General features: G+C 39.0%; 27 protein-coding genes. 20 read left to right on the forward strand and 7 right to left on the reverse strand.

Features of this window, described 5'->3' with window-relative positions; genetic code table 11:
- Window positions 1-62: 62 nt before the first annotated feature.
- From thrB to rimP, 5 genes are read left to right on the forward strand one after another with little or no spacing between them, the layout of a single operon-like run.
- The gene (gene thrB / locus P6280_RS03770) at window positions 63-944 is read left to right on the forward strand and encodes a homoserine kinase (protein WP_000261737.1); all 882 of its coding nucleotides are present in this window, start codon (window positions 63-65) and stop codon (window positions 942-944) included.
- Window positions 931-1,185, forward strand: a complete 255-nt coding sequence (locus P6280_RS03775; protein ID WP_001232507.1) for a DUF448 domain-containing protein — start codon at window positions 931-933, stop codon at window positions 1,183-1,185. The genes thrB and P6280_RS03775 overlap by 14 nt, the downstream gene beginning before the upstream one ends.
- Window positions 1,182-4,028, forward strand: coding sequence for a translation initiation factor IF-2 (gene infB / locus P6280_RS03780; protein ID WP_283237037.1), 2,847 nt, complete (start codon window positions 1,182-1,184; stop codon window positions 4,026-4,028). Before P6280_RS03775 ends, infB begins: the two co-directional genes overlap by 4 nt.
- Window positions 4,028-4,363, forward strand: coding sequence for a 30S ribosome-binding factor RbfA (rbfA, locus tag P6280_RS03785; protein WP_000991174.1), 336 nt, complete (start codon window positions 4,028-4,030; stop codon window positions 4,361-4,363). Before infB ends, rbfA begins: the two co-directional genes overlap by 1 nt.
- Window positions 4,356-4,796 carry a ribosome maturation factor RimP gene (gene rimP / locus P6280_RS03790; RefSeq protein ID WP_000162226.1) on the forward strand — a complete coding sequence of 147 codons (441 nt, stop codon included), beginning with the start codon at window positions 4,356-4,358 and terminating at the stop codon, window positions 4,794-4,796. The genes rbfA and rimP overlap by 8 nt, the downstream gene beginning before the upstream one ends.
- 107 nt (window positions 4,797-4,903) lie before the next feature.
- Here the strand turns inward: rimP and acs are convergent, their stop codons facing one another.
- Window positions 4,904-6,892 carry an acetate--CoA ligase gene (gene acs, locus P6280_RS03795; RefSeq protein WP_283237038.1) on the reverse strand — a complete coding sequence of 663 codons (1,989 nt, stop codon included), beginning with the start codon at window positions 6,890-6,892 and terminating at the stop codon, window positions 4,904-4,906.
- A gap of 196 nt (window positions 6,893-7,088) precedes the next feature.
- Here acs and P6280_RS03800 point away from each other — a divergent pair, with 196 nt between their 5' ends.
- Together P6280_RS03800 and hsrA are read left to right on the forward strand one after the other, a co-directional pair.
- Window positions 7,089-8,201, forward strand: a complete 1,113-nt coding sequence (locus P6280_RS03800; protein WP_283237039.1) for a metallophosphoesterase — start codon at window positions 7,089-7,091, stop codon at window positions 8,199-8,201.
- A gap of 342 nt (window positions 8,202-8,543) precedes the next feature.
- Window positions 8,544-9,215, forward strand: a complete 672-nt coding sequence (hsrA, locus tag P6280_RS03805; protein WP_001264984.1) for a response regulator-like transcription factor HsrA — start codon at window positions 8,544-8,546, stop codon at window positions 9,213-9,215.
- Between the two features lie 514 nt (window positions 9,216-9,729).
- Here hsrA and P6280_RS03810 read toward each other — a convergent pair.
- A complete protein-coding gene (locus P6280_RS03810) occupies window positions 9,730-10,773 on the reverse strand; it encodes a 3',5'-cyclic-nucleotide phosphodiesterase (protein WP_283237040.1) in 1,044 nt (347 codons plus the stop codon).
- A 30-nt stretch (window positions 10,774-10,803) separates the two neighbouring features.
- Window positions 10,804-13,005, reverse strand: coding sequence for a flagellar biosynthesis protein FlhA (gene flhA / locus P6280_RS03815; RefSeq protein ID WP_001262900.1), 2,202 nt, complete (start codon window positions 13,003-13,005; stop codon window positions 10,804-10,806).
- A 138-nt stretch (window positions 13,006-13,143) separates the two neighbouring features.
- On the opposite strand from flhA, the gene rpsO reads away from it, so the two are divergent.
- From rpsO to P6280_RS03880, 13 genes are all read left to right on the forward strand, one after another.
- Entirely contained in the window at window positions 13,144-13,416 is a 273-nt protein-coding gene (gene rpsO, locus P6280_RS03820) for a 30S ribosomal protein S15 (protein ID WP_001207116.1), read from the forward strand.
- A gap of 30 nt (window positions 13,417-13,446) precedes the next feature.
- Complete coding sequence (locus tag P6280_RS03825) at window positions 13,447-14,736, forward strand: O-antigen ligase family protein (protein ID WP_120918566.1); 1,290 nt, start codon at window positions 13,447-13,449, stop codon at window positions 14,734-14,736.
- 127 nt (window positions 14,737-14,863) lie between these two features.
- On the forward strand, window positions 14,864-15,367 hold the full coding sequence (aroQ, locus tag P6280_RS03830; protein WP_000699289.1) for a type II 3-dehydroquinate dehydratase: 504 nt from the start codon (window positions 14,864-14,866) through the stop codon (window positions 15,365-15,367).
- Window positions 15,368-15,380: 13 nt separating this feature from the next.
- A complete protein-coding gene (locus P6280_RS03835; protein WP_283237041.1) occupies window positions 15,381-16,454 on the forward strand; it encodes an aminopeptidase in 1,074 nt (357 codons plus the stop codon).
- Window positions 16,454-16,942 (forward strand): 2-amino-4-hydroxy-6-hydroxymethyldihydropteridine diphosphokinase, encoded by a 489-nt coding sequence (folK, locus tag P6280_RS03840; protein WP_283237042.1) that lies wholly within the window; start codon window positions 16,454-16,456, stop codon window positions 16,940-16,942. The genes P6280_RS03835 and folK overlap by 1 nt, the downstream gene beginning before the upstream one ends.
- On the forward strand, window positions 16,939-18,315 hold the full coding sequence (gene flhF / locus P6280_RS03845) for a flagellar biosynthesis GTPase FlhF (RefSeq protein WP_283237043.1): 1,377 nt from the start codon (window positions 16,939-16,941) through the stop codon (window positions 18,313-18,315). The genes folK and flhF overlap by 4 nt, the downstream gene beginning before the upstream one ends.
- Window positions 18,312-19,196, forward strand: coding sequence for a flagellum site-determining protein YlxH (ylxH, locus tag P6280_RS03850; protein WP_001064442.1), 885 nt, complete (start codon window positions 18,312-18,314; stop codon window positions 19,194-19,196). Before flhF ends, ylxH begins: the two co-directional genes overlap by 4 nt.
- Before the next feature lie 4 nt (window positions 19,197-19,200).
- Window positions 19,201-19,515, forward strand: coding sequence for a hypothetical protein (locus tag P6280_RS03855; protein ID WP_000867999.1), 315 nt, complete (start codon window positions 19,201-19,203; stop codon window positions 19,513-19,515).
- Window positions 19,493-20,269: an RNA polymerase sigma factor FliA gene (locus P6280_RS03860; RefSeq protein ID WP_000602378.1), complete on the forward strand. Its 777-nt coding sequence runs from the start codon at window positions 19,493-19,495 to the stop codon at window positions 20,267-20,269. Before P6280_RS03855 ends, P6280_RS03860 begins: the two co-directional genes overlap by 23 nt.
- Entirely contained in the window at window positions 20,262-21,326 is a 1,065-nt protein-coding gene (fliM, locus tag P6280_RS03865; protein WP_001919332.1) for a flagellar motor switch protein FliM, read from the forward strand. Before P6280_RS03860 ends, fliM begins: the two co-directional genes overlap by 8 nt.
- Window positions 21,327-21,329: 3 nt before the next feature.
- Window positions 21,330-22,193 carry a flagellar motor switch protein FliY gene (gene fliY / locus P6280_RS03870; RefSeq protein ID WP_283237044.1) on the forward strand — a complete coding sequence of 288 codons (864 nt, stop codon included), beginning with the start codon at window positions 21,330-21,332 and terminating at the stop codon, window positions 22,191-22,193.
- Window positions 22,194-22,221: 28 nt separating this feature from the next.
- Window positions 22,222-22,758 carry a NanQ anomerase/TabA/YiaL family protein gene (locus P6280_RS03875; protein WP_283237045.1) on the forward strand — a complete coding sequence of 179 codons (537 nt, stop codon included), beginning with the start codon at window positions 22,222-22,224 and terminating at the stop codon, window positions 22,756-22,758.
- The gene (locus tag P6280_RS03880) at window positions 22,755-23,252 is read left to right on the forward strand and encodes a DUF2147 domain-containing protein (RefSeq protein ID WP_121296793.1); all 498 of its coding nucleotides are present in this window, start codon (window positions 22,755-22,757) and stop codon (window positions 23,250-23,252) included. Before P6280_RS03875 ends, P6280_RS03880 begins: the two co-directional genes overlap by 4 nt.
- Before the next feature lie 19 nt (window positions 23,253-23,271).
- Here the strand turns inward: P6280_RS03880 and fur are convergent, their stop codons facing one another.
- The 4 genes from fur to P6280_RS03900 form a co-directional block, all read right to left on the reverse strand.
- Entirely contained in the window at window positions 23,272-23,724 is a 453-nt protein-coding gene (gene fur / locus P6280_RS03885) for a ferric iron uptake transcriptional regulator (protein ID WP_000824997.1), read from the reverse strand.
- Between the two features lie 159 nt (window positions 23,725-23,883).
- Window positions 23,884-25,059, reverse strand: coding sequence for a replication-associated recombination protein A (locus P6280_RS03890; RefSeq protein WP_096464494.1), 1,176 nt, complete (start codon window positions 25,057-25,059; stop codon window positions 23,884-23,886).
- On the reverse strand, window positions 25,056-25,427 hold the full coding sequence (locus P6280_RS03895) for a heat shock protein transcriptional repressor HspR (protein WP_283237046.1): 372 nt from the start codon (window positions 25,425-25,427) through the stop codon (window positions 25,056-25,058). The genes P6280_RS03890 and P6280_RS03895 overlap by 4 nt, the downstream gene beginning before the upstream one ends.
- Before the next feature lie 9 nt (window positions 25,428-25,436).
- Window positions 25,437-26,303, reverse strand: coding sequence for a DnaJ C-terminal domain-containing protein (locus tag P6280_RS03900; protein WP_283237047.1), 867 nt, complete (start codon window positions 26,301-26,303; stop codon window positions 25,437-25,439).
- Window positions 26,304-26,442: the final 139 nt, after the last annotated feature.

A 26,442-nucleotide genomic window follows, 5' to 3' on the forward strand; every position in this document is an offset into this window, starting at 1 on the left:
AGTTTTAAAAAATAATGCTAGTTTTAAAAAATGAAAGGGTATCAACAATAGGGGTTTAAAATTTGGTAGTGAGTGTTCCTGCAACAAGTGCGAATTTAGGCCCCGGTTTTGATTGCTTGGGTTTGAGCTTGAATTTACGCAATCGTTTTTTTATTGAGCCTAGCAGTTTTCATGCAGTGAAATTGGTTGGGGAGGGTGAAGGGATTCCTAAGTTTTTAACCAACAATATTTTCACTAAAGTGTTTTATGAGATTTTAAAAAAGCATGGGAATGACGGCTCATTTAAATTTTTATTGCATAATAGAGTCCCTATTACAAGGGGCATGGGGTCTAGCTCGGCGATGATTGTGGGGGCGGTCGCTTCAGCGTTTGCGTTTTTAGGGTTTGCTTTTGATAGAGAAAACATTGTCAATACCGCTTTAATTTATGAAAACCACCCGGATAATATCACCCCGGCGGTGTTTGGGGGGTATAATGCAGCGTTTGTGGAAAAAAAGAAAGTGATAAGTTTAAAAACCACAATCCCTTCTTTTTTAAAAGCGGTCATGGTGATCCCTAATAGGGCCATTTCTACCAAGCAATCGCGCCACCTCTTGCCCAAGCGTTACAGCGTGCAAGAAAGCGTGTTTAACCTTTCGCATGCGAGCTTGATGACGATGGCGATTGTGCAGGGTAAGTGGGATTTACTGCGTTGTTGCTCTAAAGACAGGATGCATCAATATAAGCGCATGCAAACTTATCCCGTGTTGTTTGCGATCCAAAAGCTCGCTTTAGAAAATAACGCCTTAATGAGCACGCTTTCAGGGAGCGGTTCGTCGTTTTTTAATATGTGTTATGAAGAGGATGCCCCTAAATTGAAGCAGGTTTTGAGCAAGAAATTCCCTAAATTTAGGGTAGCGGTTTTAGATTTTGATAATGATGGAGTTCTTATTGAGAAAGACTGAAATTAAAATCCGCATGTGTGTGGCGTGCAGAATGCGCCAACCTCAAAAGGATTTGTTGCGTTTGAAAAGCTTTGAAAATCAAATCATGGAATTTGATGGCAAAGGCCGTAGTTTTTATGTGTGTGGAAATTGTTTGAAAAGTGGAGAAAAAAAGTTGTTGAAAGCGGTTTCAAAAATAAAGAACGCCCCAAAAGATACCAAAAATATCATTACTTGGATTAAGGAGAGAAGCATAGCATGAGTAGTATGGTTGATTTAAAAGAATTTTTAGCCGAGCTTGGTAAGACCCAAAAAGAGCTTAAAAATGTGATCAAGCAAGCCAAAGACATTGGTTTAGAGCTTAAGACAAATTCTAAAATGACCCCAGAGCAAGCAGGCAAGCTATACAAATACATTGTGGATGGCATTAAAGAACAAATACAAGCCAATAAACCCACTAAAAATCCTGAACAAGACAATAAAGATGATTTGACCGCTACGCCCAAACCCCTTAACAAAAAGGTTTCCAAAACGCCTAAAAAAGAAGAAACAAAAAGCCAGCCAAAACCCAAAAAAACTAAAGAAAAGAAAAAAGAAGCTCCTGCGCCCATTGCCAAAAAAAAAGGAGGGATAGAGATTGTCAATACTTTTGAAGACCAAACGCCCCCTGTAGAAAACACCCCTAAAGTGGTTAGCCACTCTCAAGTAGAAAAAGCCAAGCAAAAGCTCCAAGAAATCCAAAAAAGCCGAGAAGCCCTAAACAAGCTCACCCAAAGTAACGCTAACAACGCTAACAGTGCCAATAACGCTAATAATGTTAATAACGCTAAAAAAGAAATCAGCGAAGTTAAAAAGCAAGAGCAAGAAATCAAACGCCATGAAAACATTAAAAGACGCACCGGTTTTAGGGTGATTAAACGCAACGATGAAGCAGAAAATGAAACTGAAAACAGCGTAACCGAAAGCAAAAAACCCACTCAAAGCGCGGCGGCTATTTTTGAAGACATTAAAAAAGAATGGCAAGAAAAAGACAAGCAAGAGGCTAAAAAAGCCAAAAAACCCAGTAAGCCCAAACCCACCCCCACGGCCAAAAACAACAAATCCCATAAAATTGATTTGAGCGATGCGAGGGATTTTAAGGGCAATGATATTTATGATGATGAAACCGATGAAATCTTATTGTTTGATTTGCATGAACAAGATAATCTCAATAAGGAAGAAGAAGAAAAAGAAATCCGCCAAAATATCAACGACAGGGTGCGCGTCCAAAGGAAAAACCCTTGGATGAATGAAAGTGGGATCAAACGACAATCCAAGAAAAAACGCGCATTCCGTAACGATAACAGCCAAAAAGTGATCCAAAGCGCGATTTCAATCCCTGAAGAAGTGCGCGTCTATGAATTTGCGCAAAAAGCGAATTTGAATCTGGCTGATGTGATTAAAACCCTCTTTAATTTAGGGCTTATGGTAACTAAAAACGACTTTTTGGATAAGGATAGCATAGAAATTTTAGCCGAAGAGTTCCATTTAGAAATTTCTGTTCAAAACACTTTAGAAGAATTTGAGGTAGAAGAAGTGCTAGAGGGGGTGAAAAAAGAGCGCCCGCCTGTGGTTACTATCATGGGGCATGTTGATCATGGTAAAACTTCACTATTGGATAAAATCCGTGATAAAAGAGTCGCTCACACGGAAGCTGGGGGGATCACTCAGCACATTGGCGCTTACATGGTAGAAAAGAATGATAAGTGGGTGTCTTTCATTGACACCCCAGGGCATGAAGCCTTTAGCCAGATGCGTAATCGTGGGGCTCAAGTTACAGATATTGCAGTGATTGTGATAGCGGCTGATGATGGGGTGAAGCAGCAGACTATTGAAGCATTAGAGCATGCAAAGGCCGCTAATGTGCCTGTGATTTTTGCGATGAATAAAATGGATAAGCCTAATGTGAATCCGGACAAACTCAAAGCCGAATGCGCTGAGCTTGGCTATAACCCTGTGGATTGGGGCGGAGAGCATGAGTTTATCCCTGTTTCGGCTAAAACGGGCGATGGCATTGACAATTTGTTAGAAACCATTCTTATCCAAGCGGATATTATGGAATTAAAAGCCATAGAAGAGGGCAGCGCTAGAGCGGTTGTTTTAGAAGGAAGCGTGGAAAAAGGGCGTGGGGCAGTAGCCACTGTGATTGTCCAAAGCGGGACTTTGAGCGTGGGGGATAGTTTTTTTGCTGAAACGGCGTTTGGTAAAGTAAGAACGATGACTGACGATCAAGGTAAGAGCATTCAAAGCTTAAAACCCTCTATGGTGGCTCTCATCACAGGTTTAAGCGAAGTGCCGCCTGCGGGATCTGTCTTAATAGGGGTAGAAAACGATTCTATCGCGCGCTTGCAAGCTCAAAAGAGGGCGACTTATTTACGCCAAAAAGCCTTGAGTAAAAGCACTAAAGTGTCTTTTGATGAGCTTTCAGAAATGGTCGCTAATAAGGAATTGAAAAACATTCCTGTAGTCATTAAAGCGGATACGCAAGGAAGCTTGGAAGCCATTAAAAACAGCTTGTTAGAGCTTAATAACGAAGAAGTAGCGATTCAAGTGATCCACTCAGGGGTGGGGGGCATTACTGAGAATGATTTGAGCCTAGTTTCTAGCAGTGATCATGCCGTGATTTTAGGCTTTAATATCCGCCCCACTGGTAATGTGAAAAATAAGGCTAAAGAATACAATGTGAGCATTAAAACTTACACGGTGATTTATGCCTTGATTGAAGAGATGCGATCGCTGTTATTAGGCTTGATGAGTCCTATTATTGAAGAAGAGCATACCGGGCAAGCGGAAGTGAGAGAAACCTTTAATATCCCTAAAGTTGGCACGATAGCTGGGTGTGTGGTGAGCGATGGGGTGATCGCTCGTGGCATTAAGGCGCGTTTGATTAGGGATGGCGTGGTGATTCATACCGGCGAAATCCTTTCTTTAAAACGCTTTAAAGATGATGTGAAAGAAGTTTCTAAGGGCTATGAGTGCGGAATCATGCTAGACAATTATGATGAGATTAAAGTGGGCGATGTGTTTGAAACCTATAAAGAAATCCATAAAAAAAGAACCATCTAATGAACGCTCATAAAGAACGCTTAGAATCCAATCTTTTAGAATTACTACAAGAGGCTTTAGCGAGCTTGAACGACAGCGAGTTGAATTCTTTAAGCGTTACTAAAGTGGAATGCTCTAAAGGGAAGCACCACGCTTTTGTGTTTGTGCTTTCACAAGATCATAAAATCCTTTCTAAATTAAAAAAAGCTGAGGGCTTGATTAGGCAGTTTGTTTTGCAGGCGAGCGGGTGGTTTAAATGCCCAAAACTCAGTTTTGTTTTAGACAATAGCCTAGAAAAACAGCTCCGATTAGACGCCATATTTAATGAAATCGCTAAAGGGAAAGATAATGACTAAAAAAATAGAAGAGAAAATAGAGGGCGTGATTGAAAGTTTAGGCTATTTGCTTTATGATGTGAGTTTGATTAAAGAAAATGAGCAGCATGTTTTAAGAGTGAGCCTTAAAAACCCTAATGGAGCGGTTAGTTTGGATATTTGCCAACAAGTGAGTGAGATCATTTCGCCCTTATTAGATGTGTGCGATTTTATTCAAGACGCTTATATTTTGGAAGTGAGCTCTATGGGGTTAGAAAGAACGCTTAAAACCCCCAAACACTTCAAGCTTTCTTTAGGCGAAAAAGTGGAAGTCAAACTCACAAATAAAGAAAGCTTTCAAGCTGTCCTTAAAGACGCTAACGATTTGAGTGCGGATTTTGAATTAGAAGATCATGCTATCAAAAGCGTGGAGTATAAAGATTTAAAGAAAGTTAAAACGCTTTTTGAGTGGTGAAATAACGCAAAGCGGTAGCGTCCTTACACTTTATGAGAGATTATCGCTTGATTGAAATTAGACTTTCATTATTTGGCTAAAAAACGCTAAAAAGCATTTTTTAGATTTCACTCTTCCATTTGAACGATACTCATTATTTCTTTGACCACATTCACATCTTCTAGCGTGCTTAAATCTTGAGTGATGGGCTCTTTTTTGGCGATAGATTTCAAAAGTCTTCTCATGATTTTCCCGCTCCTGGTTTTAGGCAAACCCGGCACATACATGACATTGTCTAATTTAGCGATCTTTCCAATCTCAATGGATAAGATATAATTCATTTCTTTTAGCAATTCTAAACTCTCGCCAAGATTACATTTAGCCCCATCGCACAGCACCACAAACGCAAACAAGCCCTCTCCTTTAATCGCATCAGGGATACCCACTACCGCGCATTCAGCCACCATTTCATGTTTAGAAATAGCGCTCTCCACTTCAGCCGTGCCAATCCTATGTCCGCTCACATTCACAATATCATCGGTGCGCCCAATAATAGTGATGTATCCGTTTTCATCCACGATAGCGCCATCTCCAGAGAGGTAGACATACTCCCCATTCAACTTGATTTGAGAAAAATAGCTGTCAATGTATCGTTTTTCATCGCCCCAAATGTTTCTTATCATAGAAGGCCATGGCTTAGTGATGCATAAAAACCCTTGCTCTCCGGGCTTTGTTTTAGTGCCGTCTTCGTTTAAAACTTCTGCATGGATGCCAGGTAAAGGTAAAGTCGCGCAACTAGCCCTTATAGGCGTAGCTCCCGGTAAAGGGCTGATGATATGCCCGCCTGTTTCTGTCTGCCACCAAGTATCCACGATACTGCATTTTGAATTACCGATTTTTTCATAAAACCATTTCCATGCCGTAGGGTTAATGGGCTCTCCCACCGTCCCTAAAACTTTGAGTGAGTCTAAATTATACTTTAAGGGTTCGTTTTCGCCTTTAGCATGCAACATTCTTATAGCGGTGGGGGAAGTGTAGAATTTATCCACGCGGTATTCTTCTATCATCCTCCACCATCTCCCATAATCCGGATAAGACATCGTGCCTTCTAGTATCAAAGTCGTTGCCCCGCAAGCTAAAGGCCCATAAACCACATAAGTGTGCCCTGTGATCCAACCAATATCAGCGGTGCACCAAAAATTATCGTTATCTCTAATATCAAAAACCCACTCCATCGTCATTTGTGCCCATAGCAAATACCCCGCACTGCTGTGTTGAACGCCTTTAGGTTTCCCGGTTGATCCGCTTGTATAGAGCAAGAATAAAGGATCTTCAGAATCCATCATTTCAGGTTCGCATTTATCGGATTGGTAATTGACCATTTCATTATAGACAAAATCGCGCCCTCTCACATAGTCAATCTCTTTGGCGTTTCGTATCACAATGAGCGCTTTTTCCACACTAGGGCAGGCGTTATTTTCTAGAGCCTTGTCAAGGGCTGGCTTGAGCATGTAGGGTTTGCCTTTTCTAAAAGTTCCATCCGCTGTGATAACTAATTTGGCTTGAGTGTCGTTGATCCTATCCCTCAAGGCTTCAGGGCTAAACCCAGCAAAAACGATGCTATGGATCGCTCCAATCCTAGCGCATGCGAGCATCATATAAACGCTTTCTACAATCATAGGCATATAGATAATGACTCTATCGCCTTTTTTGACATTGAATTCGTTTTTTAAAAGGTTGGCTGTTTTATTGACTTCAGAGTGGAGTTTTCTGTAAGTGATGACATTATAATCCCCCATTTCCCCTTCAAAAATGATCGCCACTTTATTTTTTTTGTCTTTTAAATGCCTGTCTATGCAATTGTAAGAAACATTGATTTTGCCGTTTTCAAACCATTTGAAAAAAGGGGCGTTATCGCTGTTTAAAACCTTATCAAAAGGTTTAAACCATGTGAGTTTTTGCTTGGCTAACTCGCCCCAAAAATGTTCATAATCTTCATTGGCTTCATGCACTAAATCTTTATATTCGCACATGTTTTTAATCCTGGCTTGCTTGGCAAACGCTCTGTTAGGGTTAAAGATTTTTTTAGCGAATTCTAAATCTTCGTCTAATTGCATCGCATCTCCTTTTTCATGGTTTTAAGCGCATTTTTTATTATTATATCCAAACTCACACTCTTTTAAAGGGAGGGATACTTTTCTCTTTCTGTGTGGATTGAGACTGATAAAAAAGGAAATAGCACGATGAAACCTAAAGGGCGCATTAGCGTTAATATGCTAATATAGTAGAACATTATGACTACAAAAGGGTGGTATGCTGATCTCCATAGCGTTTTTATTGGTTTTGTGTCTTTTGAATTATAGTTCTTTTAGGATGTTAAAATCGTTTTTAACCTTAAAGAAAATCTCTCAACACGCTTATTTAGGGTTTTTTATCCTTTTGAGTGCGGGCGAGGCGGCTTTTGCTTTTTATAGAAATACCATGCCTAGCCATTTGTTTGTTTTGACTTCGGCGTGTTCGTTTGTAACTTTTATTGTTTTTATCCTTTCTTTAAGTTTTTACGGGTTTTCCTACTCCATAGAAAAAATAGATTTTTTGCATTCAAGGCGTAAAAGTTTAAAAAATTTTTTAAAATTGGGGTTTTATCTGGCGTTATTGGGGTATTTTTGGCGCGGGTTTTATGAAGGGTTGGCCCGCCCTAAAATCAAAGAAACCCCTATTTATTTAGACAAACTGGATAAAGAATTAAAGATTATTTTACTCACAGACATGCATGTGGGGAGTTTGTTGCAAAAAGATTTTGTTGATTACATTGTAGAAGAAGTCAATCAAAAAGAAGTGGATATGGTGCTGATTGGGGGGGATTTAGTGGATGAAAACATTGAAAAAGTCAAATCTTTTTTACTGCCCTTAAACAACCTTAAAAGCGTGCATGGCACTTTTTATGTGCCAGGAAATCATGAGTATTATCATGGCATAGAGCCGATTTTATCGTTTCTTGACACGCTTAATTTAACGATTTTAGGGAATGAGTGCGTGAATCTAGGGGGGATCAACTTGTGCGGCGTGTATGATTATTTCGCACGAAAGCATCAAAATTTTGCCCCTGATATTGACAAAGCTTTAAAAAAGCGCAATGAGAGTCAGCCCACAATCCTTTTAGCCCACCAGCCCAAACAAATTAGAAGTCTCAAAGAAAGCCATTCTGTAGATTTAGTGCTTTCAGGGCATACCCATGCGGGGCAAATCTTTCCCTTTAGCCTTTTAGTCAAGCTGGCGCAAACCTATTTATATGGTTTATACAAGCACAGCGACACCACTCAAATTTATGTGAGCAGTGGGGCAGGGTATTGGGGTGTTCCTTTAAGGTTTTTAGCCCCTAGCGAGATCGCATACCTTAGGCTTTTACCTAAAAATCAAGCTTAGTTAAACAAAATCTTAATCAAGCGGTTAAAAATGAGAATTAAACAAGGATAAAAAACAACCGCCAAGACAAAGGGAAAGGAGGGGGAGGTGACCCTTTAGTCTTAGCGGTGCCAACCAAACCATAAGGAATGGTTGGATTTGTAATTATACAATAAAATGGTGATTTTTAGCAAATGATTTTAAAAATTATCCATAAAAACGCTCAAAGGCATTTTTTACAACCAATAATCAAGGGCTTGATTTTGATCAAGCGATAACTTTTATTAATATTTTCTTAAACTAATTTAAAATTTATGATATAATCAGTGCCTGAATTACTCTTAAATGCAGGAGTCATACACCATGCGCGTTCTACTGATTGAAAAAAATTCTGTTTTGGGTGGAGAAATTGAAAAGGGCTTAAATGTTAAAGGCTTTATGGCTGATGTAACAGAGAGTTTGGAGGATGGGGAATATCTTATGGATATTAGGAATTATGACTTGGTTATGGTTAGCGATAAAAATGCTTTAAGTTTTGTTTCTAGAATCAAAGAAAAGCATTCTTCTATTGTTGTTTTAGTTTCTTCGGATAACCCTACAAGCGAGGAAGAAGTCCATGCGTTTGAGCAAGGCGCGGACGATTACATCGCTAAACCTTATCGCAGCATTAAGGCTTTAGTTGCAAGGATTGAGGCTCGTTTGAGATTTTGGGGCTCTAATGTGATTGAAATTGGGGATTTGACTATTAGCCCCGATGAAGAAAAGATTATTTACAAGGGGCGTGAAGTTGAGGTTAAAGGCAAGCCTTTTGAAGTGCTCACCCATCTTGCCAGACATAGGGATCAAATCGTCTCCAAAGAACAGCTTTTAGACGCTATTTGGGAAGAGCCTGAAATGGTTACCCCTAATGTCATTGAAGTGGCTATCAATCAAATCCGCCAAAAAATGGATAAACCCTTAGGGATTTCCACGGTTGAAACCGTAAGGCGCAGAGGTTATCGTTTTTGCTACCCAAAACCGGCGTGTGAAGAATAAATTCCGTGGTTTTGGCTAAAAATAGATTAGAATGAGGGTGTGGAGTGGGTAAAATCAGATATTTTAATAACGATAGTAGAGACACTCATATCATGTTGGTGTTTAGCTAGGGGCATAATCGTTTTATCTGCGATTGGTAGGGTATTTTGGTTAAAAAACACTAAAATAGATTTGCATCAATTCATGGATCTAAATACCTATCAAAACACAAAAATGCAAACTTTGGCTCTGTCAAATATTGACTATAAAACTTAAAGAATGTTAAAAGCATTCTTTACAATCAAATTATTAAAAGAGCTTGATTTTAATCAAGCGATGGATTTTTAAGCGGTCTTTTGGGGGGTTAGGGGGTTTAGTTGGAGATTTGTAGGGGGAGAATTATTTTAAAATATTCCTTATTCTCTTAAAAAATGAGTTTTTGCCATAAAACGATGGAATGAAAATTTTTAAACTTTCCAAAAAGAGTTTTTAAACTCTTTTTAGTTTTTGATAGCTTTTTACAAACAGCTTATTTTTAAGCGTTATTAAAGATTTCTTCAATTTGTTCTTTAATATCCCTATAATTAAAACTCTCTCTAAAGCCATCAATCTTGCCTCCGCTCGCATTCCTATGCCCTCCCCCATTAAAACACATTTGACTGAGTTCGCACACATCGCAATTCCCATTCGCTCTTAAGCTCACATTCCCTTTAGAATTCACATCCATATAAAAATCAAAATCTGGATTTTGCGTTAAAAAAAGGTTAGCCAACACGCTAATACCCCCCATAGAATAACTTAAAAACCCTTTTTTATCCTGGTAATAAACGCTGCAATCATGCTTTTTTAAAGAGAGCAAATGCGTTTGCGCGTTTGAAGAGATATTGTCCATCGTTTCTGTATCAGGATCACCCCCCAAAGCGATTTTTTTAAGTTTGAACAAATCATTATCATAAGCTACAGGGGCATTTTCTAAAAACAAATAGTTTTTAACTTCTTCTAAAAGCTTTAATTTATAATTGCGGTTCTCATCATCAAACATGAAACGATTCAATTCAGAGCTTTGGTTAATCATGCGCATACACACCTTGCCTAATTCAAAGCCATAACCTTGCGTGTCCCAAATATCCACAGAATTGACCATTTCCACCAAAGGCTCTAGCCATGTTGTGTTTTTTGGCTCTAAAATAGCGTAATGCTTTTTCAAAAACTCATACACGATTTTAGTCGCGCAGCGGTTCGTGTCTAAAAAATACCAATGGAAACTCTCAGCCACTTCCTTACCGCTGATATGGTGATCTAGAAGCTGGATTTGGATGTTTCTATTTTGCAAGCGGTGTTCTTGGATTTTGTCTTGCAAATACTGCGCTTCGTTTAAATTCAAATTCAAATCGCTAATCAAAATAAGGAATTCACTCTCTTTAGATTGAGCGATTGCGTTTAAAATCTCATAAATCCTCGCTGAGACTTCACGCCCGTAATTAGCGTTATAGCATTGGATATTTTTAAAAAATTGTTTTGAAACAAGCTGGCATGCATAGCCGTCTAAATCAATGTGTGAAAGGTGATAAACTTGCATCATTCTCCTTTTTTATCAATTATTTATCCATTAAAAGTTAATATGGATCGTGCCTAAGGCTTCAAAATTAGAGTTAGGATCCAATTCAGCATGGCTTAGCACGATCACATCAATCCTGGCCTGCTCCATTTGATTAGAAAGGGCTTTTCTTAAATTAGGCTCTACGATCAAAATCACCGGAGCGATCCCTTTTTGCAAGACTTTCATAGCCTCTTCAGAGACCACTTCAATGAGTTTTTGCAATTCGCCCACATTGAGCAACAGGCTTTTAGAAGTGCCATTTTCTCGCAATTTATTAAGCAAAAATTGTTCGCTATCGGTAGAAAAGGTTAAAAATTTCAAACGCCCGTCTTCAGATTTAAAAGCGTTAGTGATCACCCTAGAAAGCCTCGCCCTCACTTGCTCGGTCAAGATATTCACATCGTTTTGAACTAATGGGGCAATATCGGTAATCGTTTCTAAAATAGTGAGCATGTCTTTAATGGGGATTTTTTCATGCAACAAGGCTTGCAAGACTGATCGGATCGCACCGGTGGGGATTTTTTTACTCTCTTCTACAATCGTAGGATAGTCTTTAGCCAAGCGCTCTAAAAGGGATTTCACTTCATCTTTAGTGATAAAATCTTCAGCGTATTTTTTCACTAATTCGCTGGTGTGCGTCGCAATAACGGTGCTTGGATCAATAATGGTATAGCCTTGAATAATGGCTTCTTCTTTATTTTTAGTTTCAATCCATAAAGCGTCCATTCCAAAAGCCGGCTCTTTAGTAGGAATGCCTTCAATTTCTTTATTCACAAAACCGGTATTCATGGCTAAAAACTTATCTGGCATCACCATGCCCTCACCAATCACAATACCCTTAAGCTTGATTTCATAATGCGTTGGGGGGAGCTGCAAATTATCCCTGATCCGGATTTGAGGCATCAAAAAACCATAATCGCTCGCTATCTTTTTTCTAATACCCCTAATCCTTTCTAACAAATCGCCCCCTTGTTTCATGTCCGCAAGACTGATGAGCTGATAGCCTAAAGCCAATTCTAAAAATTCAATTTTTAACACTTCATCAATCGCTTGTTCTTCTTCTCTTTTAAGCTCTTCTTGGGTTTTAGCCCTTGTGGTTTGGGTGTGGGGTTTGATTTTGGAGCTGTGGGGTTTTTCGCTCAAGTCCAAGCCGAATTTTTGACTCAAATAATTTTCTAATTTAGTGAGCAGCCCGTCTTTTCCCTCCCTGCTAATCAGCCATGCGATGAACAAGAAGAGAGTCCCTACAAACGCTAAAGAAAAGGTAGGGAGTCCAGGAATGGTTGCAAAAAGCAATAAAATCGCTCCCACAATCACTAAAGTTTTGCTTTTATTGGTGAGCTGTGTGATGAGCTTGGAAGCAAAGTCTTCTTCTTCGTTTTGTGTGGTGCGAGTGGCGACAATACCGGTCGCTGTCGCAATGATTAAGGCAGGGATTTGCCCTACAAGCCCATCGCCAATGGTTAGGATAGTGAAAGTGCTAGCGCTAAAGCTCAAACTCATATCCCTTTGAAACACGCCCACTAAAAACCCTCCAATGATATTGATAAGCGTGATAATGATAGAAGCGATCGCATCGCCTTTGACAAATTTAGACGCGCCATCCATCGCACCATAAAAATCCGCTTCTTGGCTTAGAGCGGCACGCCGTTTTTTAGCTTCCTTATCATCAATAAGCCCTGAATTTAAATCCGCATCAATCGCCATTTGCTTTCCTGGCATAGCGTCTAGGGCGAATCGCGCCCTCACTTCAGTAACCCTAGTAGAGCCATTAGTAACCACTAATAAATTCACTAGCACTAAAATACTAAAGATAATAGCCCCAATCACATAATTCCCGCTCACGCTAAATTCCCCAAACGCCGTGATAATATCGCTCACCGCGCTAGGCCCTTTATAGCCTTGCGTTAAGATCATTCTAGTAGTCGCCACATTCAAGGCCAAGCGGTACAAGGTTACAATGAGCAATAAAGTGGGGAAAGCACTAAAATCAGTCGGTTTGTCAATATAAAGCCCAATTAAAATAATCAATACCGATAGCGCGATAGAAATCGTGAGTAAAAAATCCAACACAAAAGGCGGTAACGGCACGATAATGATCGCTAAAATAGCTATCACAAAGACCACAAGGGCTAAGTCTTTGGATTGCAAGAAGCGTTTAAAGACGGGGAAAGTCTTTTTAAAAGCTAATTTGGAGCGTTCGTTTGCCATAATCTAAAATCAATGCCTTAAGGTAGGTGGTTTGTCTTTTTAGGCTTATTATAATATAAAGTTTAAGAGTATGACACAAAAAAGCTTATTTTACGCTATAATGCGATCTTTAAAATTATTACCAATTAGGAGGTCGTTATGGCTTTGAATCTGGAGAAAAAACAAGAAATCATTAAGGCGTTTGCCACTAAAGAAAACGATACGGGTTCTTGTGAGGTGCAAGTGGCGTTGTTGAATGAAAGGATCAAACTTTTAACCGAGCATTTAAAGGCTAACCCCAAGGATCATTCCAGTCGTTTAGGGCTTTTAAAATTAGTCGCTCAAAGACGCAACTTGTTGAAATACATCAAACGCACCGATCATGCGCGTTATGTGGTTTTGATTGAAAAGTTAGGCATTAAAGACAGATAATTTTTATCGGTTTTAGGGCATGGCGAGTTTGTGTTGAAAGAGCGTTTAAAAGCCTTTTTTAGTGCGGACTCTGTTTTCACTTTAATTTTTGCCCTTTTTTTTCTCACTTCGTTTAAAAAACCTTTAACTCAAGTTCTGTTGATTGTTTTAATGGTTTTTTTGTTTCTTAGGTGTTATTTCCAAGCGTCTTTGAAAGAGACTTTTAGAATTAATCATCTAAAAACAATGCCTTTCAAATGGCTTACTCTGGCTTTTTGGGGCGTGTTTTTAAGCATCTTCCCTAACATGTTTAACATGCATGATAGCCAAACTTTCCGCTACAATTTATTCGCTCTAAACATGTCCTTAACTTATGCTTGCGGGGCGTTATGCTTGCTTTTTGCCAGTTGTTTAAGAATCAAATTGAATCAAAAAATCCTTTTTTACAGCATGGCTGTTGCAAATTTCATCAACGGCTTGCTTTCATTGGTGCAAAAAATTTATTTTAACATGCCCAGAGCGCAAGGGTTTAGCACGGTTAAAGAGTATGTGGTTTTAGTGAGCGTTTCCATTTTAGGCTGTTATATTTATGCGCTTTATTCGCAAAATCAAAAAGAGAAACTTTTTTTCACGCTTTCTGTTTTTGTGGGGTTTTTAGTCGTTATTTTAAGCGCCACAAGGAGCGCGACAATCGCCTTTGTAGCTACTTTTCTAATCCTTTCTTGCTTTATTTTATACGCTAAAAAATCGCTCAAACCATTGGGTTATATGGTGGTTGTGAGTCTTATTTTGAGCGCTTTGTATATGGGGAGTAGTGCTTTAGAAAAAAAGGGGGCAATAGAGCAATCTAGGGTTCAAAACCAAAGCTTTGAAGAAGATTTGAAACGCTACGCTAAAAAGGACGCTGATAGCAGTATCGGGTGGCGTTTGGAGCGCTGGAAAGAAGCCCTAACGGTTTTGCGTTTAAGACCCTTTTTTGGTATGGCCGCTAGCGAGAAATGCCAAAGGTTAGAAGAGATTTTATCTTTATCGCATTCTTACAGAGCCAAAGACTTGATTCTTTGTTATGAAAGATACGACAATCAAATCATTCATGTTCTAGCCACTAGGGGCATCATAGGCTTTTTAATCTGGCTCTTTTTTTTATTAGTCATTGTAAAGATTTTTTGGAGCGGGATAAAGCAAAACTCTTTAATCTCACTCTTTATATTAACAACACTCACTTTTTACCTTATTTTTGGTATTGGGTTTGACCCCTTTGATTTCTTTATTACGGGAAGTTTTTTTGTAGGAATGGTCATGATGGCTGTTTTTTTAAAAAAGGATAAAAGCGCTTTTTAGTATAAAGGGTTTAATGTTAGTCAAGAGGTAGTTTCTTGTGATGCGTTCTTATGGGGATTTAAGGGGCAAGATAAAAACTTATGCTATAATGCGATCTCATTCCATATTAAACAAGGAGAAATCAACAATGAAAATTTTAGTGATTCAAGGGCCTAATTTAAACATGTTAGGACACAGAGACCCAAGACTTTATGGCATGGTAACCTTAGACCAAATCCATGAAATCATGCAAACTTTCGTGAAGCAAGGCAATTTAGATGTGGAATTAGAGTTTTTTCAAACCAATTTTGAGGGCGAAATCATTGATAAAATCCAAGAGAGCGTGGGCAGCGATTATGAAGGGATTATCATTAACCCTGGAGCGTTTTCGCACACTTCTATTGCGATTGCTGATGCGATCATGCTAGCGGGCAAACCCGTCATTGAAGTGCATCTCACTAACATTCAAGCCAGAGAAGAATTTAGGAAAAATTCTTACACCGGAGCGGCTTGTGGAGGCGTGATCATGGGATTTGGCCCGCTTGGTTACAACATGGCTTTAATGGCGATGGTCAATATTTTAGCCGAAATGAAAGCGTTCCAAGAAGCCCAACAAAACAACCCCAATAACCCCATTAACAATCAAAAATAAAAGGGGGCTATTGATGAGTGGATTAGAGAGAGACGCCCATTTCACGCTTGATGAAAATGCGATGTTTTTTGAGTGCGCTTATAGTTGCGATAACGCTTTGTTTTTGCAATTAGAGGATCGCTCGTTTTTTATCACTGATTCTCGCTACACTCAAGAAGCTAAAGAAAGCATTCAGCCTAAAAATGGCGTTTTAGCGGAAGTGGTAGAATCTAGCGATTTAGTGCAAAGCGCGATTGATTTGATCGTTAAAAGTTCGCTTAAAAAGCTCTTTTTTGACCCCAATCAAGTGAATTTACAAACCTACAAGCGTTTGAATTCAGTGCTTGGGGATAAGGTTACTTTAGAGGGCGTGCCTAGTTACCACCGCCAAAAACGCATCATTAAAAACGATCATGAAATCCAACTCCTCAAAAAATCTCAAGCGCTGAATGTTGAAGCTTTTGAAAATTTTGCTGAGTATGTGAAAAAGGTTTTTGATGAAAAAGAGTCATTGAGCGAGCGGTATTTGCAGCATAAGGTTAAGGACTTTTTGACTAAAGAGGGGGTTTATGATCTGAGTTTTGAGCCTATTTTAGCCTTGAATGCGAATGCGAGCAAGCCCCATGCTTTGCCTAGCGCAAAGGATTTTTTAAAAGCGGAGCATAGCATTCTTTTGGATATGGGGATCAAATACGAACGCTATTGCTCTGATCGGACTCGCACCGCCTTTTTTGACCCTAAAGATTTTGTCTTCACAAGAGAGCAGAGTTTCAAGGATAAAGAGCGTCAAAAGATTTATGACATCGTGAAAGAAGCGCAAGAAAAGGCTATTTCAGGCATTAGAGCGGGTATGACCGGTAAAAAAGCGGATAGCTTGGCTAGGGGAGTGATTAGCGATCATGGTTATGGGCAATATTTCACTCACAGCACCGGGCATGGCATTGGATTAGACATTCATGAGCTTCCCTATATTTCATCGCGCAGTGAAACCATTTTAGAAGAGGGCATGGTGTTTTCTGTAGAGCCTGGGATTTATATCCCTGGATTTTTTGGGGTGCGCATTGAAGATTTAGTGGTGATCAAAAATTCTAGGGCTGAGCTTTTGTGATGCGAGAGATCCTTACTAGCCGCTTTTTCCCTAGCCTTTTTAAAAAAAGGCTTGATTTTTCTAACAGGGTGGTTTTAGGTTTGGGATCTAACCTTAAAAATCCTTTAAAAATATTAAAAAATTGTTTTTTATATTTTAAAAATCATAGTAAAATCGGGAAAATTTTTTCTTCGCCTGTTTATATCAACCCGCCTTTTGGTTACACGAAGCAACCTAACTTTTATAACGCTACGATTATTCTTAAAACATCTTTAAGCTTGCGCCATTTTTTCGCTCTGGTTTTTTATATAGAAAGGCGCTTTGGGCGCCAAAGGAAGCACGATTTTAAAGACGCTCCAAGAACTTTAGACATTGATATTATCGCTTTCAATCAAGTCATTTTAAGACAGAAGGATTTGACTTTACCTCATCTTAAATGGAGTGAAAGGGATTCGGTGTTAGTGCCGTTGGCTTTGCAGCAAATTCTTTTTAAAAAAGGGGAGTGGTGAAATTCTATACCTATAGTGGGGAAACGGCCGCTGAAGCTTTAAAGATCGCTCAAAGCCACCATGGGGTGGATACGCTGGTGTTTAAAACCCAAGAAATCCGTAAAAAAACGCTCACTTCTTCTGGGCTTTATGAAATCGTTGTAGCGGTTGAAGAAGAAAGCGAAAACAAACCCCCTAAAGCCCCCCTTATTCCAGAAAGTTTGTATGATGAAGAATTGAATGAAGAAGATGTGGTCATGCAGCTTTCAAGCACTGTAGAAGAAATGCGCAAACTCGCCGGGGTTTCATCTAATCAGCGCAACTATAGTTTTTCAAAAAATAAGACCCTTTTAGACAAAGACGCTCCATTAGAGGATACGCCTTTAGAGTCTAATAAGCAAGACGCTTTATTGCAAGCCTTAAAAGATGAAGCCAACCATAAAAAAGAAAGAGAAAAAAGAGAAGTCAAACAAGAAGAAGAGATTAAAGATATTAATCTGCAATTAAGCAAAATCAGAGACAGCTTGAAACTCATTCAAAACATGTTTTGGGATGAGAAAAACCCTAATTCTGTCAATATCCCTCAAGAATTTGCCGAAATTTACAAATTGGCCAAACAAAGCGGGATGAAATCCAGCCATTTAGATGAAATCATGCAATTAAGCCTGGAATTGATGCCTTTACGCATGCGCGAAAATTCCGTAACGATCAAGCGCTATTTTAGAGAAGTGTTGCGCAAAATGATCTTGTGCCGCCCTGAAGATTTGAATTTAAGGCAAAAACGCATCTTAATGCTTGTAGGGCCAACAGGCGTGGGGAAAACGACGACTCTAGCCAAATTAGCCGCGCGCTATTCTAGGATGCTAGCGAAAAAATACAAGGTGGGCATTATCACTTTAGACAATTATCGTATTGGGGCTTTGGAGCAATTAAGCTGGTATGCTAATAAAATGAAAATGAGTATAGAAGCGGTGATTGACGCTAAAGATTTTGCTAAAGAAATTGAAGCTTTGGAATACTGCGATTTTATTCTAGTGGATACGACAGGGCATTCGCAATACGATAAAGAAAAAATTGCCGGTTTGAAGGAATTTATAGATGGGGGTTATAATATTGATGTGTCCTTAGTGCTTTCGGTTACCACTAAGTATGAAGACATGAAAGATATTTATGATTCTTTTGGGGTGTTAGGGATTGACACTTTAATCTTTACGAAATTAGATGAGAGTAGGGGGTTAGGGAATTTGTTTTCTTTAGTGCATGAAAGCCAAAAGCCTATCAGCTATCTTTCTGTTGGGCAAGAAGTGCCTATGGATTTGAAAGTGGCTACTAATGAATATTTAGTGGATTGCATGCTAGATGGCTTTAGTAACCCTAATAAGGAACAAGCATGAACAATCAAGCGAGTCGCTTAGATAATTTGATCAATATTAAAAACCCCAAAAGTTTTTTTGACAATAAAGGGAATACCAAATTCATCGCTATCACAAGCGGTAAGGGAGGCGTAGGGAAATCCAATATTAGCGCTAATTTAGCTTATGCTTTATACAAGAAAGGTTATAAGGTAGGGGTGTTTGATGCGGATATTGGTTTAGCGAATCTAGATGTTATTTTTGGGGTGAAAACCCATAAAAATATCTTGCACGCCTTAAAAGGTGAAGCCAAATTGCAAGAAATCATTTGCGAGATTGAGCCCGGGCTTTGCCTCATTCCAGGAGATAGCGGCGAAGAAATATTAAAATACATTAGCGGCGCAGAAGCTTTAGATCAATTCGTAGATGAAGAGGGGGTTTTAAGCTCTTTGGATTATATTGTGATTGATACAGGCGCTGGGATTGGAGCCACTACGCAAGCGTTTTTGAATGCGAGCGATTGCGTGGTGATTGTTACCACCCCCGATCCTTCAGCGATTACCGATGCGTATGCATGCATTAAAATCAACTCCAAAAATAAAGATGAATTGTTTCTTATCGCTAACATGGTAGCCCAACCTAAAGAGGGCAGGGCGACTTATGAAAGGCTGTTGAAAGTGGCTAAAAACAATATCGCTTCATTAGAATTGCATTACTTAGGAGCGATTGAAAACAGCTCCTTATTGAAACGCTATGTGAGAGAGCGCAAAATTTTGAGAAAAATAGCCCCTAATGATTTGTTTTCGCAATCCATTGATCAGATAGCGGGCCTTTTGGTTTCTAAATTAGAAACCGGCGCTTTAGAAATACCAAAAGAAGGTTTTAAAAGCTTTTTTAAAAGGCTTTTGAGTTATTTGGGGTAGGCTGATGAAAGTGCAAAATTTTATCCATTTTTCTGTTGTGGTAGGGTTTTTTTTGGGGTTAGTGTTTTCGGTGTTGAAATTCAATGAGCCAGAGAGCATTTTATTATGGACGGTGTTATCCACGCTTGGGGGATACTTGATTGCGTTGTTGTTTGCGTCTATTTTTATCGCTTGCACGGATTTGGATATTTGTCTTTTTGACAAAAAAGGCACTGAAGAGAGCTTGCTTCGTTTCAACCATGAATTTAAGAACAGAGAAAAAGAAGTGGCTAATATTTTAGAATACATTAGAAGTTATGATTTTGATGATGGAAAATAGAATGCCCAAAGAAATTCAAAAAACTCAAACAAGCGAAACAAGCGAAAAAAATATAGAAAAGGTTTTGAACGCCTATGATAAGCAGCAACACCACCATCAAGACGCGCTCGCTATCCAGTATTTACCGGCCGTGCGCGCTATGGCGTTTCGCTTGAAAGAGCGCTTGCCCAGCTCTATTGATTTTAACGATCTGGTTTCTATTGGCACTGAAGAATTGATTAAATTAGCCAGGCGTTATGAGAGCGCGTTAAACGATTCTTTTTGGGGGTATGCTAAAACTCGTGTCAATGGGGCGATGCTAGATTATTTGCGCTCTTTAGATGTGATTTCTCGCTCCAACAGAAAGCTGATTAAAAGCATTGATATTGAAATCACCAAACACCTTAATGAGCATGGGAAAGAGCCTAGCGATGCGTATTTAGCGGAAGTTTTAGGCGAAAATATTGAAAAAATAAAAGAAGCCAAAACGGCTTCAGATATTTATGCGTTAGTGCCAATAGACGAACAATTCAATGCGATTGAGCAAGATGAAATCACTAAAAAAATTGAAGCAGAAGAGTTGTTAGAGCATGTCCAAAAAGCGCTGAATCAAATGAGCGAAAGAGAGCAAATCCTTATCCAGCTTTATTACTTTGAAGAGTTGAATTTGAGCGAGATTAAAGAGATTTTAGGCATCACTGAATCGCGCATTTCTCAAATCATTAAAGAAGTGATTAAAAAGGTGCGTAAATCCTTAGGAGTGGATCATGGCTGATATTTTAAGCCAAGAAGAAATTGATGCGCTTTTAGAAGTCGTTGATGAAAATGTGGATATTCAAAATGTCCAAAAAAAAGATATTATCCCGCAGCGCAGCGTAACCCTCTATGATTTCAAACGCCCTAATCGTGTGAGTAAGGAGCAATTGCGCTCTTTTAGGAGTATCCATGATAAAATGGCTAGGAATCTTTCCAGTCAAGTTTCTTCTATCATGCGTTCTATTGTGGAAATTCAGCTCCATAGCGTGGATCAAATGACTTATGGCGAATTTTTGATGAGTTTGCCTAGCCCTACGAGTTTTAATGTTTTTTCCATGAAGCCTATGGGAGGAACAGGGGTTTTAGAAATCAATCCTAGCATCGCTTTCCCTATGATTGACAGACTATTAGGGGGTAAGGGGAGCGCGTATGATCAAAGTAGGGAATTTAGCGATATTGAATTGAATTTATTGGATACGATTTTACGCCAAGTGATGCAAATTTTAAAAGAAGTGTGGTCGCCCGTGGTGGAGATGTTTCCTACCATTGACGCTAAAGAATCCAGCGCGAATGTGGTCCAGATCGTCGCTCAAAATGAAATTTCTATCATGGTGGTTTTAGAGATTATTATTGGGCATAGTCGTGGGATGATGAATATTTGTTACCCGGTGATTTCCATTGAGAGCATTCTTTCTAAAATGGGGAGTAGGGATTTCATGCTTTCAGAAACGAATTCCAAAAAGAGCCGTAATAAGGAATTGCAAGCACTATTGAGCGGGGTGAGCGTGGATATGATGGTGTTTTTGGGCGCGGTGGAATTGAGTTTGAAAGAAATGCTAGATTTAGATGTGGGGGATACTATCCGGTTAAATAAGATCGCTAATGATGAAGTGAGCGTGTATGTGCATAAAAAAAAGCGTTATTTAGCGAGCGTGGGGTTTCAAGGGTATAGGAAAACCATTCAAATTAAAGAAGTGGTTTATAGCGAAAAAGAACGCACTAAAGAAATTTTAGAAATGCTAGAAGAACAGCGCAGAGGCAAAGTGGGCGATATTATGAAAATAGAAGAAGAGTGAGAAATGCAAGATTTTATTAAAATTTTTATTCAAGAGGTTGTTTCTACTTTAGAAGGGTTAGTGGGTAAGGCTCCAAGCGTGGGATTAGAAAAAGAAGTTTCTAATAGTGAAGAGGCTTGGGGGAGTTTGATCAGCGTGCCTTATGCAAGAGTTGTGATAAGTGCGATTGAAAAAGAAGAGAGCTCTATTGAATTACTGGCTCCGGTGGTTTTAGTTACCGCTTTAAGCGATTTGATGCTAGGAGGTGAGGGAGCGAGTAAGGAAGAAATGGATAATGACGATTTAGACGCTTTTAAAGAAATGGCTTCTAATATTTTTGGCGCGATCGCTACAAGCTTGAAGTCTCAAGAATTGCTCCCTAAACTCAATTTCACCACTATAAACGCTGAGATCGCTAAAGAGCTTCCTAAAAAAGAAGATTACGCTAAAGCGATGGTATTTTCTTTTAAAATGGAAGCCATCAAAGAAAGCCAAATCATTTTATTGACTACGGTGGCTTTTGAGCGCCAATTTGAAAAAACGCATCAAGAAGAAAAAGAAGAAAAAACAAAGAGCGCTACTGAAGAGATTAAAACCCATGATGCGTCTTTAGAAAACATAGAAATCCGCAATATCAGCATGCTTTTAGACGTGAAATTGAATGTTAAGGTGCGCATTGGGCAAAAAAAGATGATTTTAAAAGATGTGGTTTCTATGGATATAGGGAGCGTGGTAGAGCTGGATCAATTGGTGAATGACCCTTTGGAAATTCTTGTAGATGACAAGGTGATCGCTAAGGGCGAAGTGGTGATTGTGGATGGGAATTTTGGCATTCAAATCACTGATATTGGCACTAAAAAAGAACGCTTAGAGCAACTGAAACATTAAATCTTTTTATCATAAAAAGGAAAGGGATATGGCTATTTTTGGGGAATTAAGCTCGCTTGGGCATTTGTTTAAAAAAACACAAGCGTTAGAAATTTTGCATGAGTATTTAAAAGATGTCATGCAAAAGGGTAGTAAAGCGAATCAAAGGATTTTAAACCTCGCTACTAATACAGAATTTCAAGTGCCTTTAGGGCATGGCATGTTTAGCATAGAGCAGAGTTATTGTTTAGAGCATGCCAAAGAAAGCGAGAAAGGCTTTTTTGAAAGCCACAAAAAATATGTGGATTTCCAGCTGATTGTCAAAGGCGTTGAGGGGGCTAAAGCGGTGGGTATCAATCAAGCTGCCATTAAAAACCCTTACGATGAAAAAAAAGATTTGATCGTTTATGAGCCGGTCAGTGAAGCTTCTTTTTTGCGTTTAGATGTGGGCATGCTGGCTATTTTTTTTGAAAACGATGCGCATGCGTTGAGATTTTATGGAGAGTCTTTTAAAAAATATAGGGAAGAGCCGATTTTTAAAGCGGTCATTAAAGCACCTAAAGGATTGATCAAATTAAAATTATGAAATTGGTGAGTCTTGTTATAGTTTTTTGTTGTTTTTTAGGGGCTGTAGAGTTGCCTGGAGTTTATCAAACTCAAGAATTTTTATACATGAAAAGCTCTTTTGTGGAGTTTTTTGAGCATAATGGGAAGTTCTATGCCTATGGTATTTCTGATGCGGATGGCTCTAAAGCCAGAAAAGACAAGTTTAACCCTAACCCAAAATTAAGGGATCGCAGCGATAAAGGCGTGGTGTTTTTAAGCGATTTGGTTAAGGTTGGAGAACGATCTTATAAAGGCGGTAAAGCGTATAATTTTTATGACGGCAAGACCTACTATGTGAGAGTCACTCAAAATTCAAACGGGGATTTAGAATTCACTCCAAGCTATGATAAATGGGGGTATGTCGGCAAGACCTTCACTTGGAAACGCTTGAGCGATGAAGAAATCAAAAATCTAAAACTCAAGCGTTTTAACCTGAATGAAGTCCTTAAAACCATTAAAGATAACCCTATCTAATCTTCTTTTTTAAAATCTTTTAACGCTCACTCTCTTGGCATTCTTTACACCACACAAACATTTTCATGTCATGGCTAATCAGCTTGGCTTGATATTTTTTAACGACTTCATTCTGGCGGTTCTCAATTTCAGGGTCTGCAAATTCAATGATCTTACCGCAATGCAAACAAATGATGTGATCATGGTGCTCTTTAGCCGCAATTTCATAGCGCCGACCGCTTTTTGAAGTCTCTAAAACACAGATAAAATTTTCTTTTTCTAAGAAATTCAAAATGCGATAGACTGAAGAAATGCTGGTGTTTTTGTCCTTTTGGCGGATAGAATGCGTGATCTCTTCAGGGCTTAGGTGTGTGCCACTGCGATACAAAACGCTCACCACTTCTTCTCTTTGTTTTGAATTTTTGAGTCCGTTTTTTTTGATAGACATTCTCAAGCGCTCTAAAATAGATTCTAAAGTTTCTAATCTTTTCATGCTAATATTTTCCTTATCCGTAAAATGATTTTTATAACTAGAATATTATTATACAATAATAATGCGATGAAACATAGATAAAACTCATTATTATTTTAATTTAATCAAAAAATATTGATTTTTTATTACCATTGTCGCATTTTAATGTAATTTATAAAATCAATTTCTTATCTTATCAAGCCATTCTAAAAGGGTTTTTTCAAACCCTATGCCTTGAGAAGAAACCAAATCTAGGGGTTTTTCCAAATAATCTTGTTTGACATAGCCGTTATAATCATGCGGGTAAAGGTAGTCTTTAGCGTTAGGCAGCAGGTGTTTAGGAATGGGGTAGAGTGAGCCTTTTTGAATATAATCCAAAGCCTGATTGATCGCTCTATAGGCCGTGTTAGACTTGGGCGAACAAGCCAGATAAATCACGCATTGGCTTAAAATGATGCGCGCTTCAGGGTAGCCGATTTGTTTGACTGAAAACAAGCAAGAAGTGGCTAAATTTAGGGCGTTTGGGTTAGCGTTACCAATATCTTCGCTCGCAAAAACCACCAACCTTCTGGCGATAAATTCCGGGTTTTCCCCGCCAGCAATCAAGCGCGCCAGATAATAGATGGAAGCGTTTTCATCGCTCCCTCTTAAAGACTTAATTAGTGCGCTAGTAAGATTATAATGCGTATCATCGCTATAAGATCCGTCATTCAGGCTATGAGGCCGTAAGGATTGCAGCGTTTCTAAAGTGATAGGATCTTCTATTTTAGCGCTCAAATCTAAAAGGTTTAATAACGCTCTAGCATCGCCAGCGCTGTTGTTTAAAAGATAGGTTTTAGCGCTAGGCTCTATTTGTTTTTTGAGTAATGTTAAAGCTTTAGCGCAAAGCTTGTCTAAATCGCTCTTGTTTAGGGGGGTTAATTCAAAAATAAAACTTCTTGAGCGGATCGCATGGCTTAGGCTGTAATTGGGATCTTGCGTGCTAGCCCCTAAGATTAGAGCGTGATCTTTTTCCATAATGGGGAGTAAAAATTCTTGTTGGGTTTTATTCAATCTGTGGGTTTCATCAATAAAAACAACCGGTTTTAAAAGGGTGTTTTGGTAATTTTTAAGCTTAAGGCGTAAATCCTCTAATTTGAAATCCGTCGCATTAAATAAAAGAATGGGGCGCTCTAGCATGCGGGCGATGATTTGAGCCAGGCTTGTTTTACCCACGCCAGGAGGGCCATAGAAAAAGGCATGGGGGAAGTGTTTGGATTGTAGGGCTTTAAATAAGGGGGCGTCTTTGCCTATTAGATGCTCTTGGCCTAAAAAATCTTCTAGGCTTTTTGGGTTTAAAAGCGAAGTCAGGCTCATTTTTTAAATAAAATCAATTCATAAAAATTAGTAGGGGTGTTTAAATTTTTCGTTGGGGTTTTGGTGTTTCTAGAGTGTTTGTGCAGAGTGTCTTGCAATTCTTTATTCAGGTTGTCTAATTCATCAAGCTTTTCTTTTAAGCGCAAAATAATATCCACGCCCGCTAGATTAACCCCCATATCCCTTGTAAGGCGTAAAATCGTTTTGATTTTGTCCATATCTCGTTGGGAATACAAGCGCATTTTCCCATCAGTCCTGCTAGGCTCTATCAAACCCTCTTTTTCGTATTGGCGCAAGGTTTGAGGGTGCACGCCTAAGATTTTAGCCACAACGCTTATCAAATAAAGCGGTTCATCATAATCGCACACGATTCCTCCTTACAATTCTTTTTCTAATAACGCTTTTAACTCATTAGAAAGCGTTTCCGTTTTAGGCAAGATCAAACGAGCCTGCAAATACAAATCCCCCACATGCGAAGTTTTTCTGTTTTTGATCCCTTTGTCTTTGATGCGGAATTTTTGCATCGCTTTGGTGTTAGGGGGAATGGTTAGGGTTAAGGTTTTATGCCAAGTAGCGATTTCAATTTTCCCTCCAAAAAGAGCCGTCTTTAAGGGTAAATCAAAGATTTGGATAATATCGTCTTTCTCGCGCCTGTAAATTTCATCTTCTTCAATATGGATCTGCAAGAGCAAATCGCCCCTGCCCGTTCGCCCCGTTTTCCCCTTGTTGCGAACCCTGATTTTTTCGCCCTCTTCCACGCCGATAGGGATTTTAAGGCTAAAAGTTTCATTATTGATGCTCACTTGTTTTTTATTGCCTAAAAGGGTGTCTAAAACAGAGACGTTTAAAGTGGTGGTTATGTCTAAATCTTCATGGGCGAAATTGGAAAAATTAAAGCCAGAAAAGCCTTGCGAATTTTGAGAAAATCTTTGCGAAAAGCCTCCTCTCCCAAAAATAGAGCTTAAAATATCGTCTAAATCTTCACTAGCGCTGCGGCTTCTGGCAAAATCGCTGAAATTCTGCCCGCCAAACATGTTGTCGCCAAACTGATCGTATTGGCGGCGTTTTTCTTCGTCGCTTAAAATTTCATAAGCGGCGTTGATTTCTTTGAATTTTTCTTCGGCTTCTTTGGTTTTATTCAAATCCGGGTGGTATTTTCTGGCTAAACGGCGGTAGGATTTTTTGATTTCATCTTGGTTGGCGTTTTCGCTCACATCTAAAGTTTGGTATAAGCTCTTGCTCATGGATCACCTTTAAAATAGTTTTATTAGAATACTATCATAAATCTTTAGTGTTAGTCAATCAAGTTTATTGATAATGCTTTTAGGTAATGGAGATTTTAAACCCGTTTCAGCGCAATTAAAAGGAATTTTAATTAAAATA

Origin of the sequence: Helicobacter sp. 219-2, assembly GCF_030053225.1 — a bacterium.
Classification (GTDB): Bacteria; Campylobacterota; Campylobacteria; order Campylobacterales; family Helicobacteraceae; genus Helicobacter; species Helicobacter pylori_C.

What these genes read in the sequence shown, in the direction of transcription:
- rimP (WP_000162226.1), top strand. Translation starts at nt 4,356, where the DNA reads ATGACTAAAAAAATAGAAGAGAAAATAGAGGGCGTGATTGAAAGTTTA.
- P6280_RS03880 (WP_121296793.1), top strand. Translation starts at nt 22,755, where the DNA reads ATGAAATTGGTGAGTCTTGTTATAGTTTTTTGTTGTTTTTTAGGGGCT.
- P6280_RS03800 (WP_283237039.1), top strand. Translation starts at nt 7,089, where the DNA reads ATGCTGATCTCCATAGCGTTTTTATTGGTTTTGTGTCTTTTGAATTAT.
- fur (WP_000824997.1), bottom strand. Translation starts at nt 23,724, where the DNA reads ATGAAAAGATTAGAAACTTTAGAATCTATTTTAGAGCGCTTGAGAATG.
- ylxH (WP_001064442.1), top strand. Translation starts at nt 18,312, where the DNA reads ATGAACAATCAAGCGAGTCGCTTAGATAATTTGATCAATATTAAAAAC.
- P6280_RS03835 (WP_283237041.1), top strand. Translation starts at nt 15,381, where the DNA reads ATGAGTGGATTAGAGAGAGACGCCCATTTCACGCTTGATGAAAATGCG.
- acs (WP_283237038.1), bottom strand. Translation starts at nt 6,892, where the DNA reads ATGCAATTAGACGAAGATTTAGAATTCGCTAAAAAAATCTTTAACCCT.
- P6280_RS03810 (WP_283237040.1), bottom strand. Translation starts at nt 10,773, where the DNA reads ATGCAAGTTTATCACCTTTCACACATTGATTTAGACGGCTATGCATGC.
- P6280_RS03900 (WP_283237047.1), bottom strand. Translation starts at nt 26,303, where the DNA reads ATGAGCAAGAGCTTATACCAAACTTTAGATGTGAGCGAAAACGCCAAC.
- aroQ (WP_000699289.1), top strand. Translation starts at nt 14,864, where the DNA reads ATGAAAATTTTAGTGATTCAAGGGCCTAATTTAAACATGTTAGGACAC.
- infB (WP_283237037.1), top strand. Translation starts at nt 1,182, where the DNA reads ATGAGTAGTATGGTTGATTTAAAAGAATTTTTAGCCGAGCTTGGTAAG.
- fliM (WP_001919332.1), top strand. Translation starts at nt 20,262, where the DNA reads ATGGCTGATATTTTAAGCCAAGAAGAAATTGATGCGCTTTTAGAAGTC.
- P6280_RS03860 (WP_000602378.1), top strand. Translation starts at nt 19,493, where the DNA reads ATGATTTTGATGATGGAAAATAGAATGCCCAAAGAAATTCAAAAAACT.
- fliY (WP_283237044.1), top strand. Translation starts at nt 21,330, where the DNA reads ATGCAAGATTTTATTAAAATTTTTATTCAAGAGGTTGTTTCTACTTTA.
- P6280_RS03890 (WP_096464494.1), bottom strand. Translation starts at nt 25,059, where the DNA reads ATGAGCCTGACTTCGCTTTTAAACCCAAAAAGCCTAGAAGATTTTTTA.
- P6280_RS03875 (WP_283237045.1), top strand. Translation starts at nt 22,222, where the DNA reads ATGGCTATTTTTGGGGAATTAAGCTCGCTTGGGCATTTGTTTAAAAAA.
- folK (WP_283237042.1), top strand. Translation starts at nt 16,454, where the DNA reads ATGCGAGAGATCCTTACTAGCCGCTTTTTCCCTAGCCTTTTTAAAAAA.
- flhA (WP_001262900.1), bottom strand. Translation starts at nt 13,005, where the DNA reads ATGGCAAACGAACGCTCCAAATTAGCTTTTAAAAAGACTTTCCCCGTC.
- rbfA (WP_000991174.1), top strand. Translation starts at nt 4,028, where the DNA reads ATGAACGCTCATAAAGAACGCTTAGAATCCAATCTTTTAGAATTACTA.
- hsrA (WP_001264984.1), top strand. Translation starts at nt 8,544, where the DNA reads ATGCGCGTTCTACTGATTGAAAAAAATTCTGTTTTGGGTGGAGAAATT.
- P6280_RS03855 (WP_000867999.1), top strand. Translation starts at nt 19,201, where the DNA reads ATGAAAGTGCAAAATTTTATCCATTTTTCTGTTGTGGTAGGGTTTTTT.
- rpsO (WP_001207116.1), top strand. Translation starts at nt 13,144, where the DNA reads ATGGCTTTGAATCTGGAGAAAAAACAAGAAATCATTAAGGCGTTTGCC.